Genomic DNA, 17172 nt, shown 5'->3' with positions numbered 1-17172 from the left:
CATCGCACCGGTCGTGCGGAACGGCGGGCCACGGACCCGGACCGGCCGCCCGGTCGCAGGACCACCACGAGGGGGTGGAGACGTGTTCGCTGCCCGCTGCCGCCTCGCCGTGACCAGACCGGCGTCCGCGCGGAACGTCGTCCTCCGGCCATCTCGCGGACGCACGGTTTCGGCCCCGTGTGCCGGGGCATCCGCAGACAGCCGTTGTCCTCATCGCGGTCGCCGGGGCACAGTGGCGCCCCACGAGGCGACTGCCTCATACAACCGGCCCGGACGGACGGAATCCCACGCGTGACGGAGCACCCCACCTCCCACGAAGGCCGGCAGCCTCTCGCGGCACGGCAACAGGAGCGCACCCGGCCCCGGCAGCAGGACACGGCGGCCGCGGCCGCCGCGGCCGCGATCCCGTCGCCGGCCGCCGCGCCGAACCCCGGACCCGCCGCCGTCGCCGAGGCACAGGCGGCCACCCGCCGCGAGGGCGACCGGCTGCGCTTCGTCGGGGCCGCGACCCGGCGCATCGCGCGCGGCATCGACCTGGACGAGATCGTGCTCGGTCTCTGCCGGGCGAGCGTGCCGACGTTCTCCGACGCGATCCTGGTCTACCTGCGCGACCCGCTGCCGGTCGGCGACGAGCGGCCGGTGAGCCCGTTCGTGCTGCGGCTGCGCCGCTCCGACCGGCTCCGGCACACCGGCGAGGAGAGCGGCGAGGCGGGCCCGGAGAGCGAGCGGCTGCGGCCGCTGCTCAGCGACCCGACGGCCGACCTGATGCCGGCGTCCGAGCTGTGCGAGGTGCGGGCGGGCGGCGCGCTGGCCGAGGTGCTGCGCGGCGTGCGTCCGGTCTTCGGCGACTCGGCGGCGGCCCGCGCCGCGCTGCCCGAGCTGCTCGGCCCCGGCCGTCCCGTTCCCACCGGCCACCGCGCGATCCTGGCCCCGCTGCGTGGCCGGCGCCGGGTGATCGGCGCCGCCGTCTTCGTACGGTCCACCGAGCGGTCCGCGTTCGAGGCCAGCGACCTGCTGGTGGCCGCGCAGCTGGCGACGCACACCGCGCTCGGCATCGACAAGGCCGTGCTGTACGGGCGCGAGGCCTACATCGCCGACGAGCTCCAGCGCACCATGCTCCCCGACTCGCTCCCGCAGCCCACCGGCGTACGCCTCGCCTCGCGCTACCTCCCGGCGGCCGAGACGGCCCGGGTCGGCGGCGACTGGTACGACGCGATCCCGCTGCCCGGCAGCCGGGTCGCGCTGGTCGTCGGCGATGTGATGGGCCACTCCATGACCTCCGCCGCGATCATGGGCCAGCTCCGTACGACGGCCCAGACCCTCGCGCAGCTCGACCTGCCGCCGCAGGAGGTGCTGCACCACCTGGACGAGCAGGCGCAGCGGCTCGGCAGCGACCGCATGGCGACCTGCCTGTACGCCGTGTACGACCCGGTCGCGCACCGGATCACCATCGCCAACGCCGGCCACCCGCCGCCCGTCCTGCTCCACCTGGGCGGCCGGGCCGAAGTGCTGCGGGTGCCGCCGGGCGCTCCGATCGGCGTCGGCGGGGTCGACTTCGAGGCCGTGGAGCTGGACGCGCCGGCCGGTGCCACGCTGCTGCTCTACACCGACGGGCTGGTCGAGTCGCGGCTGCGGGACGTGTGGACGGGCATCGAGCAGCTGCGGGAGCGCCTGGCGGCGACCGCGCAGCTCACCGGCCCGGACCACTCGCCGCCGCTGGAGGCCCTCTGCGACGACGTGCTCGACATGCTGGGGCCGGGTGACCGGGACGACGACATCGCGCTGCTCGCCGCCCGCTTCGACGGGATCGCGCCGAGCGACGTGGCGTACTGGTACCTGGAGCCGGAGGACGCGGCTCCGGGCCGGGCCCGCAGGCTGGCCCGGCGGGCGCTGAGCCGGTGGGGCCTGGACGAGATGTCCGACGAGGTGGAGCTGCTGGTCAGCGAGGTCGTCACCAACGCGGTGCGCTACGCGGAGCGGCCGGTGACGCTGCGGCTGCTGCGGACGGACATCCTGCGCTGCGAGGTCGGCGACGACTCGCCGCAGCTGCCGCGGCAGCGCCGGGCGCGCGAGACGGACGAGGGCGGCCGCGGGCTGTTCCTGGTGAACCGGCTGGCCCGGCGGTGGGGCGCGACGCGGCTGTCGACCGGCAAGGTGGTCTGGTTCGAGATGGCGACGCGCTGACCGGACGTACGTGAGAGAGGGGCGGCGCCGACATCGGCACCGCCCCTCTCCGTCATGCGCGCGGTATCAGTCTCCCCGGAAGCCGGGCCGCTCGCCCGGCTGCCCGTCGTCCTCGCCGGGCTCGGGCGGCAGCTCCGGGCTCTTCGTGGGCGGAATGGTCGGCGGTGTGATCGTCGGCGGGGTCGAAGGAGTCGTCGGCGGCGACGACGACGGAGTCTCGCTGGGCGTCGTGCTCGGCGTCTTGGACGGCGTCTTCGACGGCGTCGGCTCCTTCGACGGGGTCGGCTCTTCGGACGGCGTCTTCGACGGCGTGGGCGGCGGCGGGACCTCGCCGCGCTCCACGTCCTGGAGGTCGAACTCGGCGTCCGAGCCGCCGCCGAGGGCGCCGAGCGTGTAGTCCGCCCAGATCCGGGCCGGGAAGCCGCCGCCGTTGGCGCGGCCGGAGTTGGCCGTACCGGTGAGGGAGACCTGCCGTCCGCCCTTGGGCGACTCGCCGAAGAGGGCCACGACCGTGGTCAGCTCGGGCGTGTACCCGGCGAACCAGGCGGACTTGTTCTCCTCCGAGGTGCCCGTCTTGCCGGCCGCCTTGTAGGCGGAGGTGTTGGCGGCGCTGCCGGAACCGGACTCGACGACGCCGGTGAGCGCGGAGGTCACGGTGTCGGCCGAGGCGCGGCTGATCACCTGTTCGCGCTTGGGCTTCTCCGGCTTCACCGTACGGTCGCGGTGCTCGGCGGACTGGAGGATGTGCGGCGTGACCTTGCGGCCGTGGTTGTCGAGGGTCGCGTAGACGCCGGCCATGTCCCAGGTGGAGGCGTTCATGGTGCCGAGCGTGACGGCGGGACGCTCGGGGAAGTTCTTGTCCGGTACGCCGAGGGCGAGCGCGGTCCGCTTGGTGGCGGCGGGTGTCACGTCCACGATCATCTGCGCGAAGACGGAGTTGACCGAACTGTTCATCGCCTTCTGCACGGAGATCGGACCGTAGCTGCGGTCGTCCTCGTTCTGCGGCGCGAAGTCGGTGTCGCCGCCGACGACCGGCCGCTTGCTGGTGCCGTCGTAGATCGTGTTGAGCCCGATCAGGTTGCCGTTCTGCGTCTCCGACCCGTTCTCCAGAGCCGAGGCGAGCACCAGCGGCTTGAAGGTGGAGGCCGGCTGGTAGTCCTGGCGGGTGGCGTTGTTGACGTAGTGCTTGACGTAGTCCTCGCCGCCGTACATCGCGAGGACCTTGCCGGTCTTCGGGTCGACGGAGGTGGCGCCGGCCTGGACGGTGGCGTCGACCTTGCTGCCGTCCCGGTCCAGCTTCGACTCCAGCTCCTTGTCCACCGACTTCTCCAGCTGCTGCTGGCGCTTCTTGTCTATGGTGAGCGTGAAGGTCCAGCCGCCGGCCTCACGGTCCTCGGCGGAGATGCCCTGCCTGTCGAGCTCCTTGTTGACCGCCTCGACGAGATAGCCGGTCTGGCCCTCCATGCCCTTGGCGGGCTTGGGCTTCTGCGGGACGGGGAACTCCTGCTTGGCGCGCTCGGCCTCGCTGAGCCAGTCCATCTCGACCATGTTCTTCAGCGTGTAGGCCCAGCGGTCCTTCACCAGGCGCTTGCCGGTGTCGGTCGCGGTGGCCCAGTCGTACTGGCTGGGAGCCTGGAGGAGCGATGCGAGGTACGCGCCCTGCGAGACGTTCAGGTCCTCGGCGTCGATGCCGTAGTACGCCTGGGCGGCGGCCTGGATGCCGCTGGCGCCGCGTCCGTAGTAGGCGGTGTTGATGTACCCGGCGAGGATCTGGCCCTTGGACTGGTCCTGGTCGACCTTGAGCGAGATCACCATTTCTTCGAGCTTGCGGGTGATCGTCGGGTCCTGCGTCAGGTAGAAGTTCTTCACGTACTGCTGGGTGATGGTCGACCCGCCCTGCTTGCCCTTGCCGCTGACCGTGTTGAGCAGCGCGCGGGTCGTGCCCTTGAGGTCGATGCCGTCGTCCTCGTAGAAGGTCTTGTTCTCCGCGGCGACGAAGGTGTGCTGCACCTCCTTGGGCACCTGGGCCAGGTCGACGATCTGCCGGTTGACGCCGCTGTCGGAGCGGGCGAGGACCGTGCCGTCGCTGTACTGGTAGACGTTGCTCTGCCGCTGCGCCAAGGCGTTCGGCGCGGGCACGTCGACGTACAGGTAGAGCGCGCCGAAGGCGCCCATGCCCAGCAGGACGATCCCGAAGAACGTGCCCAGCAACTTCTTCCACGTGAAGAGTCTGCGTATGCCGCCGCTCTTCGCAGCCCGGCGCGACTCCTGCGCCCGGGCTCGTCGCGCATCCGCTCGACCCATCGCTGTGTTGCTCCCGCTTCTCTGCTCGACCGGCTCGCTCGGTTCACCCGATTCCGTTCAGACCTGCCAGCTAACACCGTCGGCAGGGACGAAAGGCAAGCGATCCAGTCTTTTCCGGACGTGACAATCAGCACCTGTTCCTCAGGGAACCGACTCCTCAGGGGTGCGCAAGGTTGCGAGAACCGTTAATGTGACATCACATTGATAGCGCGGCACGAGCCGCACGGAACGGGGGATCCCATGACCGGACAGCACGACGGCCACCACCCGGAGGCCCTGTCGGCCGAGCTCGACATCGACGCCCCCGACATGCCCGCACCGCAGGTCACCGAGGTCACCGCGCACTCGATCCCGGGCGGCCTCGGGCTGCTGCTGACGGTGTTCGGCGTGCTGGCGGGGGTCGGGCTGGCCATCGTCGGCGGTGTGCTCGGGGCGGGCGGCAACAACGCGGTCGGCGTCCCGCTCTTCATCCTCGGCGTGCTCCTGGTGGTCACCTCCTTCTTCTGCATGAGCGGTGTGAAGATGGTCGCTCCGGGCGAGGCCCGCGTGATCCAGCTCTTCGGCCGGTACGTCGGCACCATCCGCGCCGACGGACTGCGCTGGATCAACCCGCTGACCTCCAGCCGGAAGATCTCGACCCGCGTCCGCAACCACGAGACCGCCGTCCTCAAGGTCAACGACGCCTACGGCAACCCGATCGAACTGGCCGCGATCGTCGTCTGGAAGGTCGAGGACACCGCGCAGGCGCTCTTCGAGGTCGACGACTTCCTGGAGTTCGTCGCCACCCAGACCGAGGCGGCCGTCCGGCACATCGCCATCGAGTACCCGTACGACGCCCACGAGGAGGACGGCCTCTCGCTGCGCGGCAACGCGGAGGAGATCACCGAGAAGCTGGCGATCGAGCTGACCGCCCGGGTGAAGGCGGCCGGCGTCCTGATCATCGAGTCCCGCTTCAGCCACCTCGCGTACGCCCCCGAGATCGCCTCCGCCATGCTCCAGCGCCAGCAGGCCGGCGCGGTCGTCGCGGCCCGCCAGCAGATCGTGGAGGGCGCGGTGGGCATGGTGGAGATGGCGCTGGCCCGGATCGCCGAGCAGGAGATCGTGGAGCTGGACTCCGAGCGGAAGGCCGCCATGGTGAGCAACCTGATGGTGGTGCTGTGCGGTGACCGCGCGGCCCAGCCGGTCCTCAATACGGGCAGCCTCTACCAGTGACCGACCAGCCCCCGCCCCGGCGGACTCCGGCGGACCGGCCGCGGCAGCGCAAGCAGATGGTGCTGCGGCTGGACCCGGCGGTGCACGACGCGCTGGCCCGCTGGGCCTCCGACGAGCTGCGCAGCGCCAACGCGCAGATCGAGTTCCTGCTGCGCCGGGCGCTGAAGGAGGCGGGGCGGCTGCCGGGAGCGGCGGCGCCGATCGCCCGCCGGGGCCGGCCACCGAGACAGCCGCCGGAGGAGCCGGCTCCCGACGCGTAGACAGCGGCCCTGGCCCGCGATCGCAGGCCAGGGCCTCTTTTCGGACTCATATACACAGTAGGTATACACGCCGTGTACAGTGCCTCTCATGTCTATCGGTCACACCCTCCTAGGGCTCCTGGAGTCCGGCCCCCGCCACGGCTACGACCTGAAGCGGACCTTCGACGAGAAGTTCGGCCAGGACCGCCCGCTCCACTACGGCCAGGTCTACTCCACGATGTCCCGGCTCCTGAAGAACGGGCTCGTCGAGGTCGACGGCGTCGAGAGCGAAGGAGGGCCCGAGCGCAAGCGGTACGCCATCACGGACGCCGGGATCACCGATGTCTCGCGCTGGCTCATGCAGCCCGAGAAGCCGGAGCCGTACCTCCAGTCCACGCTCTACACCAAGGTCGTCCTCGCGCTGCTGACCGGCCGCAGCGCCTCGGACCTGCTGGACTCCCAGCGCTCGGAGCACCTGCGGATGATGCGCGTCCTCACCGACCGCAAGCGCAAGGGCGACCTCGCCGACCAGCTGATCTGCGACCACGCCCTGTTCCATCTGGAAGCCGATCTGCGCTGGCTGGAACTGACCGCCGCCCGCCTCGGCCAGCTCGCCAAGGTGGTGGCCCCGTGATCCCCGAAGGCTCCCTGCTCGCCGCGCACGACCTGCGCAAGACCTACGGTTCGACGCCCGCGCTGGACGGCGCCTCGTTCTCCGTGCACCCCGGCGAGGTCGTCGCCGTGATGGGCCCGTCCGGCTCCGGCAAGTCGACCTTGCTGCACTGTCTGGCCGGGATCATCACACCGGACTCCGGCACCATCACCTACGCCGGCCGCGAGCTCTCCGCGATGTCCGACGCCGAGCGCAGCGCTCTGCGCCGCAGCGACTTCGGCTTCGTCTTCCAGTTCGGCCAGCTCGTGCCGGAGCTGACCTGCGTGGAGAACGTCGCGCTGCCGCTGCGCCTCGACGGCGTCAAGCGCAAGGCCGCCGAGCGCACCGCCCGGGAGTGGATGGAGCGCCTGGAGGTCGACGGCGTCGGCGCCAAGCGGCCCGGCGAGATCTCCGGCGGCCAGGGCCAGCGCGTCGCCGTGGCCCGCGCGCTGGCCGGCTCACCGAAGGTGATCTTCGCGGACGAGCCGACCGGCGCTCTGGACTCCCTCAACGGCGAGCGGGTCATGGAGCTGCTCACCGAGGCGGCCCGCTCCTCCAACGTCGCGGTCGTCCTGGTCACCCACGAGGCCCGGGTCGCCGCCTACTCCGACCGTGACGTCACCGTGCGCGACGGCCGGGCCCGCGACCTGGAGCACGCCGTATGACGCTGCTCGACTCCCGTGACGCTCCCGTCTCCGCACAGGACCGTCCGGCTCCGCCCGCACGCCCGGCCGCCGTCCTCCGCGACCTCGGTCTCGGCATCCGGTTCGCCGCCGCCGGCGGCCGCGAAGGCTGGATCCGTACGCTGCTGACGGCGGTCGGCGTCGGCCTCGGGGTCGCGTTGCTGCTGCTCGCCTCCTCCGTACCGCACATGCTCGACGAGCGCTCCGCCCGGGACCAGGCCCGCAAGGAGGCGCCCCTCTCTGGCTCGCCCGACGCGAACGCGGCGAAGTCGGACACCTCGGTGGTCCGCATCAACACCACCACCGAGTACCGCGACCGGACCATCGAGGGCTACCTGATGCGCGCCGACGGCTCGGCGCCCGCTCGCCCGCCGGGTCTCGACCGCTTCCCCGCACCGGACGAGATGGTCGTCTCCCCGGCGCTGCAGGAGCTGCTCACCGCTCCCGGCAACGAGCTGCTGCGCGAGCGGCTGCCGTACGAGATCACCGGCACGATCCGAGACGCCGGACTCCGCTCGCCCGGTGAACTCCTCTACTACGCCGGCAGCGACACCCTGACACCCGCCTCCGGCGGCCACCGCATCGCCGGATACGGCGACCCGCGCGAAGGCGATCCGCTGCCGCCGCTGCTCATCGTGCTGACCGTCATGGTCTGCGTCGTACTGCTGGTGCCGGTCGCGATCTTCATCGCCACCGCCGTCCGGTTCGGCGGCGAGCGGCGCGACCGCAGGCTCGCCGCGCTGCGGCTGGTCGGCGCCGACATCCGTACGACCCGGCGCATCGCCGCCGGAGAGGCGCTGTTCGGCGCGGTGCTCGGGCTGCTGGCCGGGCTGGTCTTCTTCCTCGTGGGACGGCAGTTCGTCGGTGCGGTGGAGATCTGGGACGTCAGCGCGTTCCCGGCGGACCTGGTGCCGGATCCGCTGCTCGCGCTCCTCATCACCTTCGCGGTGCCGCTGACGGCCGTGCTCGTCACGCTGGTCGCGATGCGCTCGGTGGTGATCGAACCGCTCGGCGTCGTACGGCGTGGCCGTGACCGGGGCCGCCGGCTCTGGTGGCGTCTGCTGATGCCCGTCGCGGGTCTGGCGGTGCTCGGATCCACGGGCAAGGTCAGCACGTACGAGTACGCGCCCCTGAATCCGTACTTCATCGCGACCGGTGCCGTGCTGGTGCTGGTCGGGCTCGCCCTGCTGCTGCCCTGGCTGGTCGAGGCGTGCGTGAACCGGCTGCGCGGCGGCCCGGTGCCCTGGCAGCTCGCCACCCGCAGGCTCCAGCTGAGCAGCGGGGCCGCGTCCAGGGCCGTCAGCGGGGTCACGGTGGCGGTGGCGGGCGCGGTCGCACTGCAGATGATGTTCGCCGCGATGAACGCCGACTTCAACCGGATGACCGGCCAGGACCCGACCCGGGCCCAGTTCGCCGGGTACTCCGAGCGGGTCACGGGCGACGCGGCCACCTCGGCCATCGAGCAGTTCCGCGCCACCAAGGGGGTGGAGATGGTCATCGGCTCGGTGGAGGCGTACGCGTCCAAGCCGGGCGTCTACGCCGACGACGACGTCCCGCCCACCACCTCGCTGACCGTCGGCACCTGCGAGACCCTGCGCGAGCTGGCCCGGATCGGCGCCTGCCGGGACGGCGACACGTTCGTCGTGCACCCGGAGGACGACAAGAGCATGGCCGACTGGGTCGACCAGGCCGCACGCAAGGGCAAGGTGGTCGAGATCGGCTCCGGTGGCGGCAAGCCGTTGCGGTGGACGCTGCCCGCCGACTCCCCGACCGTGACGGGCCGCATCGACCCGATGGGCAACGCGCACTGGGGCATCATGGCGACCACCGGCGCGATCGACGCGAGCACGCTGCCCGGCGCGCAGATCACCGCTCAGATCCGGGTCGACAAGAGCGTGCCGGACGTCGCCGAACACGTACGCAACACGGCGGCCAGGATCGATCCCGGCATGCGCTTCGTCACGCTCGACTCGGTGGAGCGCGACCGGCAGTACGCCAGCATCCAGACCGGTCTCCAGGTCGGCGCGAGTGTGGTGCTGCTGCTGATCGCCGCCTCGATGCTGGTCTCCCAGCTGGAGCAGTTGCGCGAGCGCAGGCGGCTGCTGTCGGTGCTGGTCGCTTTCGGCACCCGGCGTACGACGCTGAGCTGGTCGGTCCTGTGGCAGACCGCCGTGCCCGTGCTCCTCGGCCTGGTGATCGCGGTGGCGGGCGGGCTCGGCCTCGGTGCCACGCTGGTCTGGAAGATCGAGAAGAGCGTCTCCGACTGGTGGCTGTTCCTGCCGCTGACCGGCGCCGGCGCGGCGCTGATCCTGCTGGTGACGGCGGCGTCGATGCCCTCGCTGTGGCGACTGATGCGGCCGGACGGGCTGCGGACGGAGTAGCGGAACAGGCGGGTGCGGCCGGGCGGAAGTCCGGGCGCACCCGCGTCCGTTCACTCCTCAAAGGTCACCACCCGTACCGGCAGCGGCTTCATCGCGCCGCGCAGCGCGGCGCCGAACTCCTCGAACTCGCCGCCGCGCGCCGACCCGGTCCGCATCGCCAGCGCCACGCGCCGGGTCGGGGCCGGGTGGGCGAAGTAGCCGGTGGCCAGCGCGTCGTTGCGCGCGGTCTCCACCGTGACGGCGGTGCGCGGCAGCAGCGTCACGCCGAGCCCGCCCGCCACCAGCTGGACCAGCGTGGAGAGCCCGGCGGCGGTCGTGGTGACCGGCGCACCTTCCGTACGGCCTGCCTCCCGGCAGATGTCCAGGGCCTGGTCGCGCAGGCAGTGGCCCTCGTCCAGGAGGAGCAGCGGCAGCTCGCGCAGCGCGTCGCGCGGGATGTCGGCGCGGCCGCCGAGCCAGTGGTCCTGCTCCATGACCAGCACGAAGTCCTCGTCGAAGAGCGGGATCTCGCTGACTCCGGGGACGCCGAGCGGCACGGCGAGGAGCAGCAGGTCCAGGCGTCCGGCGGCGAGCCCTTCCAGCAGCGAGGAGGTCTGCTCCTCGTGGACCTGGAGGTCGAGGTCCGGGTAGCGGTCGTGGACCAGGCGGAGCACGGTCGGCAGGAGGTACGGGGCGACGGTCGGGATCACGCCGAGCCGGAGCACTCCGGTGAACGGCGCGCGGGCCGCCTCCGCCTCCTCCATCAGCGCCGCGACGGCCTCCAGCACGGCGCCGGCCCGGACCGCGAGCCGCTCGCCGGCCGGTGAGAGCAGCACCTTGCGCGTCGTACGCTCGATGAGCTGGACACCCAGTGCCTCCTCCAGGGTGGAGACGGCTCCGGAGAGTGCCGGTTGACTCATCCCGATTGCTGCCGCCGCGTCCCGGAAGTGCAGATGTTCCGCCACGGCCGCGAAGGCGCGCAGCTGCGACAGACTGGGCTGCCTGGCGGCCGACTTACCGGACTGCTTCGGGCGTATGCCCTGTTTTCCCTGTGCCACTGATAGGCACCTCCGATCATCACGACCGAGTGTAGCTATTTCACTGATCAATGCACTCTGTGCCAAGGTGGATCTCGTCCAACCCTCAGGAACTCTCCCAAAAAGGGAGTTCCAGACGTTGCAAGGAGAGCGCGTGCTCACTGTTGGTGACAAGTTCCCCGAGTTCGACCTGACTGCTTGTGTCTCGCTGGAGAGTGGCAAGGAGTTCGAGCAGATCAACCACAAGACCTACGAGGGCAAGTGGAAGATCGTCTTCGCGTGGCCGAAGGACTTCACCTTCGTCTGCCCCACGGAGATCGCCGCCTTCGGCAAGCTGAACGAGGAGTTCGCCGACCGCGACGCCCAGGTCCTCGGCTTCTCCGGTGACTCCGAGTTCGTGCACCACGCCTGGCGCAAGGACCACCCGGACCTGACCGACCTGCCCTTCCCGATGCTGGCCGACTCGAAGCACGAGCTCATGCGTGACCTCGGCATCGAGGGCGAGGACGGCTTCGCGCAGCGCGCCGTCTTCATCGTCGACCAGAACAACGAGATCCAGTTCACGATGGTGACCGCCGGTTCCGTGGGCCGTAACCCCAAGGAGGTCCTGCGGGTCCTCGACGCCCTGCAGACCGACGAGCTGTGCCCGTGCAACTGGACCAAGGGCGAGAACACCCTCGACCCCGTCGCGCTCCTCTCGGGCGAGTGAGCTGATACCCATGGCTCTCGATGAACTCAAGTCCGCCATACCGGACTTCGCCAAGGACCTGAAGCTGAACCTCGGTTCGGTCATCGGCAACAGCGACCTCCCGCAGCAGCAGCTGTGGGGCACGGTGCTGGCCTGCGCGATCGCCTCGCGCTCGCCGAAGGTGCTGCGCGAGCTGGAGCCCGAGGCGAAGGCCAACCTCTCGCCGGAGGCGTACACCGCGGCGAAGTCGGCGGCCGCCATCATGGCGATGAACAACGTCTTCTACCGGACCCGGCACCTGCTGTCGGACCCGGAGTACGGCACGCTCCGCGCGGGTCTGCGGATGAACGTCATCGGCAACCCGGGCGTGGAGAAGGTCGACTTCGAGCTGTGGTCGCTCGCCGTCTCCGCGATCAACGGCTGCGGCCAGTGCCTGGACTCGCACGAGCAGGTGCTCCGCAAGGCCGGTGTGGACCGCGAGACCATCCAGGAGGCCGTCAAGGTCGCCTCGGTGATCCAGGCGGTCGGTGTGACCCTCGACGCCGAGGCCGTACTCGCCGAGTAGTCACGCGCCCCTGACGCGCGGAAGAGCCCCGAGGACGACCGACCGTCCCCGGGGCTCTTCTCCGTCTGCTGTACGGCTACTTCTGCGGCGGCTCGTCCGGCGAGGGCGTCTGGCCCTCCGGCGGATCGGGGAACACGACCGGGGTGACGGGCTCCGCGGGCGGTCCTTCCAGCACCGCGTCCGGGGCGGCCGGCGGCCCGGACGGCGCGACCCCCAGCGCCGTGGCCCCGTGCTGGCCGCCGACCGTGCGCGGCGCTCCGTAGGACCGTAGGTAGCCGACCACCGTATTGGTGACCGCCACCAGCGGTACGGCGACGACCGCACCGCCGATGCCCGCGACCAGGCCGCCTGTCGCCACCGCGAGGACCACGGCCAGCGGATGGACCCGGACCGCCCGGCCGAGGATGAACGGCTGGAGGATGTGGCCCTCGATCTGCTGCACCGCCAGCACGACGACCAGCGCCCAGAGCGCGGTCCACACACCCTCGGTGACCAGCGCGACGACCACCGCCAGCGCTCCCGAGACGACGGCACCGACGAGCGGGATGAAGGCGAACAGGAAGATGAAGACGGCCAGTGGCACCGCGAGCGGCACATTGAGGACGTACAGGCCGAGCCCGATGAAGATGGCGTCGATCAGGGCGACGAGCACCGTGCCGCGCACGTAGGCGGTCAGCGTCCGCCAGGCGCGCGGACCGGCGCCTGCGACGCCGGGCCGGGCGGCGGCGGGCACCAGCTTCAGCGACCACTCCCAGATGCGCCGGCCGTCGTAGAGCAGGAAGAGCGTGGAGAACATCGCCAGCAGCAGGCCGGTGAGGAACTCCACCATGAAGGTGACGCCCTGGAGACCGGCGGAGGTGATCTCCTCCGTGTTGGTGCCGATGGTGTCGTTGAGGTTCTTGGCGATGTCGTTGATCTGCGACTCGGTGACGTGGAACGGGCTGTCCAGCAGCCAGCGCTTCAACTCGTCGATGCCGTCGCGGACCCGGTCGGAGAGCGTGTCGAGGTTCTCCATGACCTGCCACACCACGAACCAGCCGACCAGGCCGATGATGACGAACCCGAGGACGGCCGTCACGGCGGTGGCGAGCCCGTGCGGCAGCCCGTACCGCTTGAGCCGGACCACGGTCGGCTGGAGCATGGCGGTGATGAGCAGCGCGGCGGAGAAGGCGAGCACCACCAGCTCCACGGCGGTGATCACCTGCATCAGCACCCAGAGCGTCCCGGCGAGGACGAGCAGCCGCCAGCCCGCCTCGGCCGCCACCCGCATCCCCCACGGAATGGCGGCGACCGGATCGGGTTTGGCGGCGACGGAGGGGGCGTACGTGGGCGGCGCGGGCACCTGTCCGGAGTCCGCGGTGTCCGGGGACCCGTGAGGATCGTCGTCGCCGCGCGCGCGCTCCCGGCGCTCCTCCAGGCGTGCGCCCAGCTCCGTCAGTTCGGACCCGAAGCGGCCCAGCCAGCCTGGCAGTTTCGACATGTCTCTTTCCCTTCCCCCAACTTCGCTCCCCAGCGCTGCCAGGTTCGCCGGATGCGACCGTACACGCGCGAAGCCCCCCACCGCGTTCGCGGTGGAGGGCTTCGGGAGAGCCTGACGCTAGTACCAGTTGTTGGCCTGCCAGAAGGACCAGGCGCCGCACGGGGAGCCGTAGCGGCTGTCCATGTAGCTGAGGCCCCACTTGATCTGGGTGGCCGGGTTGGTCTGCCAGTCGGCGCCGGCGGAGGACATCTTGTGGCCCGGCAGGGCCTGCATCAGTCCGTACGCGCCGGAGGACGGGTTGGTCGCGCGGTAGTTCCAGGTGGACTCGTGGTCCACGATGTTGCTGAAGCACTGGAACTGGTCCGCGGGGACCATCTGGCGGGCCATCGCCTGCACCTCGGACACGGAGTACGAGCCCTGCGCGGAGAACGAGGAGGCGTCGCGGACGGAGGACCGGCTGGCGCGCTCGGCCGCTTCCTTCTTCTCCTTCTCCGCCTTCTCCTCGGCCAGCCGCTCGGCTTCGGCCTTCGCCTCGGCCGCCGCCTTCTTGGACTTGGCGTCCTTGGCGGCCTGGAGACGGGCGGACTCCTCGGCCGACTTCTTCGCGACGGCTTCGGCCGCGGATGCCTGGGCATCGGCCTGCTGCGTCAGCGAAGCGATCTGGACCTGGGCCTGCTGGCCCGCGGGGATGTCTGCGAGCAGCGTGGTGTCGGCTGCGGCAGCCTCGAAGTTGTTGTCGTCGGCGGCAGGTGCGCCGCCCGCAGCAACGCCTACGACGGCGCCAACGGTGGTGACCGCGGTGGCAGATGCCACGGCGAACCCCCGGACCGAGATCCGGCTCACATGGTGTCCTTCCAGCATCGTCCGCTTAGGTGACCTCGCGGGCGCGTTCGTGCCCCTGGCACTGGCCTCCCTACTGCGTGGGTCACGGGAGGTACGGGCCCGATGGGCAACCCCGGTGAGGAGGTCGCCACGTGGTACTCGCGGGCGGCATACGGCGGTTACGTGTGGAGTTGTGTGGTGCGTGGCGCCTCTGGAGGTGCCCAAGTGCCGTATGCGGGGCCTGACGGAAGCAAGACTCTGCCGGACGGGGATACCAGGGGGCAATTCTGTGTTGCGTGGGAAAGGTCACACCTCATTTGGGCCATCGGTTTCACGGAAATGACGGTGCAACACGATGCCGCCCGGCTAAGCTCTTTGGCTCGCCGGGCGGCACGAACAAGGACATGCAGGTCAGATGTGCCCTTCCTCCAGCATTTCGGTCACCAGTGCGGCGATCTGGGAACGCTCCGAACGCGTGAGCGTCACATGCGCGAAGAGCGGATGACCCTTCAGCTTCTCGACCACGGCGACGACTCCGTCGTACCGGCCGACCCGGAGGTTGTCCCGCTGGGCCACGTCATGGGTGAGCACGACGCGCGAATTCGCCCCGATCCGGGACAACACGGTCAGCAGCACGTTCCGTTCCAGCGACTGCGCCTCGTCCACGATCACGAACGCGTCGTGGAGCGAGCGGCCGCGGATGTGGGTGAGCGGCAGGACCTCCAGCATCCCGCGACCGAGCACCTCCTCGATGACCTCGCGCCCGGCGACCGCCGAGAGCGTGTCGAAGACCGCCTGCGCCCACGGGCTCATCTTCTCGGCCTCGCTGCCGGGGAGATAGCCGAGCTCCTGACCACCCACCGCGTACAGCGGACGGAAGACCATCACCTTCTTGTGCTGCTGACGCTCCAGCACCGCCTCCAGGCCGGCACAGAGCGCGAGCGCCGACTTTCCGGTGCCGGCCCGGCCGCCGAGCGAGACGATGCCGACGTCCTGGTCGAGCAGCAGGTCGAGCGCGATCCGCTGCTCGGCGCTGCGGCCGTGGATCCCGAAGGCCTCCCGGTCGCCGCGCACCAGCCGCACATTGCCCTCCGCCGTCACCCGGCCCAGCGCCTTGCCGCGCTCGGACTGGAGGACGAGCCCGGTGTGGACGGGCAGCTCGGCGGCCTCGGGTACGTACAGCGTCTCCTCGGTGAAGAGCAGGTCGACCTGCTCGCCCGAGAGGGACAGCTCGGTCATTCCGGTCCAGCCGGAGTCGGTGATGGCCAGCTCGGCGCGGTACTCCTCGGCGAGGAGGCCGACCGAGGAGGCCTTGATCCGCAGAGGCAGGTCCTTGGAGACGACCGTGACGTCGTATCCCTCCGCCTGGAGGTTGCGCGCGACCGCGAGAATCCGTGAGTCGTTGTCCCCCAGCCGGTAGCCGGCGGGCAGGACGCCGGGGTCGGAGTGGTTGAGTTCGACGCGGAGCGTCCCGCCCAGATCCCCGAGCGGGATCGGGGCGTCCAGCCGGCCGTACCGGATCCGGAAGTCGTCCAGCAGGCGCAGGGCCTGGCGGGCGAAGTATCCGAGCTCCGGATGGTGCCGTTTGGCCTCCAGCTCCGTGACCACCACGATCGGCAGCACGACTTCGTGCTCGTCGAAGCGGGCCATGGCTCCGGGATCGGCCAGCAGGACGCTGGTGTCGAGAACGTATGTGCGCCTGTCGGGCATGCGGCGCTTGCTACTGGTCACCACGGAAGGACGTACCCCCTCGGACGAGGTCGGGGAGTGCGACGGACGGTCGCGGAGCTTCCCGAAGGAGAGGACGGACCGGGATCGGGCCCCTGTGCGCGGGCCGGACCACGGCCACCACGTCGGCCGCAGGCTGTCTGCGTCCACGGCTACGGGCCTTCGTGCGCAAAGGGCCTCCCGGGCGAGCGGACTGGGTGCCGCTCACTTGGTTGCGACATCCGCCTGGTTGATGACCGGATGTCGACCTGCCAGGGGTATTCCCTTTTCAGTCCGAAGCCATGCCGCTGCATATGACACGGTGTGGAGAAGTCCCGGTGGACGCGCGATGACTCCCCTGTATAGAGGAGTCATCGGGCGGCACGGGTGAAGGGGCCTGTTCAGGCCCCGTAGCGGCGGTGGCGGGCCGCGTAGTCGCGCAGCGCGCGCAGGAAGTCGACCTTGCGGAAGGCCGGCCAGAAGACCTCGCAGAAGTAGTACTCCGAATGGGCGCTCTGCCAGAGCATGAAGCCCGACAGACGCTGCTCGCCACTGGTGCGGATCACCAGGTCGGGGTCGGGCTGGCCGCGGGTGTAGAGGTGCTCGGAGATCAGGTCGGTGGAGACGATCTCCGCCAGCTCCTCGAAGGTCGTACCGCGCTCCGCGTGCTCCAGGAGCAGCGAGCGCACGGCGTCCGCGATCTCCTGGCGGCCGCCGTAGCCGACGGCGACATTGACGATTATCCCGTCGACATGGGACGTCGCCTGCTCGGCCTCCTTGAGCACCGTCTGCGTCTCGGCGGGCAGCAGGTCGAGCGTGCCGACGTGGTGGACGCGCCACCGGCCGTCGGCGGCGAGGTTGCGCACGGTGTTCTCGATGATGCCGAGGAGCGGTTTCAGCTCGTGCTCGGGCCGGTCGAAGTTGTCCGTGGAGAGCATCCAGAGGGTGACGACCTCGACATCGGTCTCGCTGCACCAGCCGAGCAGCTCGGAGATCTTGTCCGCGCCGGCCTGGTGGCCCTGCACGGCCGAGCCGCCGGACGCCTTCGCCCACCGGCGGTTGCCGTCGAGGATGACCCCGATGTGCTTCGGCACCTGGTCATGGTCCAGGCGGCCTTCCACCCGGCGCGCGTAGAGCCTGTACACCAGGTCGCGGAAGTTCACTGAGTTCACCCTCTCGGTTCCGTACGGGCCCGGGGCCCGCCCTCCCCGTCGCCGGGGGTCCGGGGTCCGCCCCCGC

The 17172-nt window shown here is 70.7% G+C and carries 14 protein-coding genes; 8 read left to right on the top strand and 6 right to left on the bottom strand.

Annotated features, from left to right (window positions below):
• The first annotated feature begins 291 nt into the window (after positions 1 to 291).
• On the top strand, positions 292 to 2184 hold the full coding sequence (locus tag ABZ267_RS01585) for a SpoIIE family protein phosphatase (RefSeq protein ID WP_356899700.1): 1893 nt from the start codon (positions 292 to 294) through the stop codon (positions 2182 to 2184).
• 66 nt (positions 2185 to 2250) lie between these two features.
• Here ABZ267_RS01585 and ABZ267_RS01580 read toward each other — a convergent pair whose 3' ends face one another.
• A complete protein-coding gene (locus ABZ267_RS01580; RefSeq protein ID WP_356746998.1) occupies positions 2251 to 4488 on the bottom strand; it encodes a transglycosylase domain-containing protein in 2238 nt (745 codons plus the stop codon).
• Between the two features lie 240 nt (positions 4489 to 4728).
• Here ABZ267_RS01580 and ABZ267_RS01575 point away from each other — a divergent pair, with 240 nt between their 5' ends.
• From ABZ267_RS01575 to ABZ267_RS01555, 5 genes are all read left to right on the top strand, one after another.
• Positions 4729 to 5700 (top strand): SPFH domain-containing protein, encoded by a 972-nt coding sequence (locus tag ABZ267_RS01575; RefSeq protein WP_356746999.1) that lies wholly within the window; start codon positions 4729 to 4731, stop codon positions 5698 to 5700.
• Positions 5697 to 5960 (top strand): hypothetical protein, encoded by a 264-nt coding sequence (locus ABZ267_RS01570; protein ID WP_356747001.1) that lies wholly within the window; start codon positions 5697 to 5699, stop codon positions 5958 to 5960. Before ABZ267_RS01575 ends, ABZ267_RS01570 begins: the two co-directional genes overlap by 4 nt.
• Before the next feature lie 88 nt (positions 5961 to 6048).
• Positions 6049 to 6573 (top strand): PadR family transcriptional regulator, encoded by a 525-nt coding sequence (locus tag ABZ267_RS01565; protein ID WP_356747003.1) that lies wholly within the window; start codon positions 6049 to 6051, stop codon positions 6571 to 6573.
• The gene (locus ABZ267_RS01560; protein WP_356747005.1) at positions 6570 to 7256 is read left to right on the top strand and encodes an ABC transporter ATP-binding protein; all 687 of its coding nucleotides are present in this window, start codon (positions 6570 to 6572) and stop codon (positions 7254 to 7256) included. The genes ABZ267_RS01565 and ABZ267_RS01560 overlap by 4 nt, the downstream gene beginning before the upstream one ends.
• Positions 7253 to 9655, top strand: coding sequence for an FtsX-like permease family protein (locus ABZ267_RS01555; protein WP_356747007.1), 2403 nt, complete (start codon positions 7253 to 7255; stop codon positions 9653 to 9655). The genes ABZ267_RS01560 and ABZ267_RS01555 overlap by 4 nt, the downstream gene beginning before the upstream one ends.
• A gap of 50 nt (positions 9656 to 9705) precedes the next feature.
• Here the strand turns inward: ABZ267_RS01555 and ABZ267_RS01550 are convergent, their stop codons facing one another.
• Positions 9706 to 10692, bottom strand: a complete 987-nt coding sequence (locus tag ABZ267_RS01550; RefSeq protein ID WP_356747009.1) for a hydrogen peroxide-inducible genes activator — start codon at positions 10690 to 10692, stop codon at positions 9706 to 9708.
• A 133-nt stretch (positions 10693 to 10825) separates the two neighbouring features.
• Between ABZ267_RS01550 and ABZ267_RS01545 the strand changes: the two genes are divergently transcribed.
• Entirely contained in the window at positions 10826 to 11380 is a 555-nt protein-coding gene (locus ABZ267_RS01545; protein WP_007452441.1) for a peroxiredoxin, read from the top strand.
• 10 nt (positions 11381 to 11390) lie between these two features.
• Complete coding sequence (locus ABZ267_RS01540) at positions 11391 to 11924, top strand: alkyl hydroperoxide reductase (protein ID WP_053559572.1); 534 nt, start codon at positions 11391 to 11393, stop codon at positions 11922 to 11924.
• Between the two features lie 76 nt (positions 11925 to 12000).
• Here ABZ267_RS01540 and ABZ267_RS01535 read toward each other — a convergent pair whose 3' ends face one another.
• From ABZ267_RS01535 to ABZ267_RS01520, 4 genes are all read right to left on the bottom strand, one after another.
• Positions 12001 to 13404, bottom strand: coding sequence for an AI-2E family transporter (locus ABZ267_RS01535; RefSeq protein ID WP_356747011.1), 1404 nt, complete (start codon positions 13402 to 13404; stop codon positions 12001 to 12003).
• 117 nt (positions 13405 to 13521) lie between these two features.
• Positions 13522 to 14247 (bottom strand): transglycosylase SLT domain-containing protein, encoded by a 726-nt coding sequence (locus ABZ267_RS01530; protein ID WP_356747013.1) that lies wholly within the window; start codon positions 14245 to 14247, stop codon positions 13522 to 13524.
• 390 nt (positions 14248 to 14637) lie between these two features.
• Entirely contained in the window at positions 14638 to 15960 is a 1323-nt protein-coding gene (locus ABZ267_RS01525; RefSeq protein ID WP_128847652.1) for a PhoH family protein, read from the bottom strand.
• Between the two features lie 374 nt (positions 15961 to 16334).
• Positions 16335 to 17096, bottom strand: coding sequence for an isoprenyl transferase (locus ABZ267_RS01520; protein ID WP_356747257.1), 762 nt, complete (start codon positions 17094 to 17096; stop codon positions 16335 to 16337).
• Positions 17097 to 17172: the final 76 nt, after the last annotated feature.

The sequence above is a fragment of the Streptomyces sp. NPDC006174 genome (assembly GCF_040614075.1).
GTDB lineage: Bacteria > Actinomycetota > Actinomycetes > Streptomycetales > Streptomycetaceae > Streptomyces.
The sequence above is the reverse complement of the archived record's forward strand: the minus strand, read 5'-3'. Positions and strand labels throughout refer to the sequence as shown.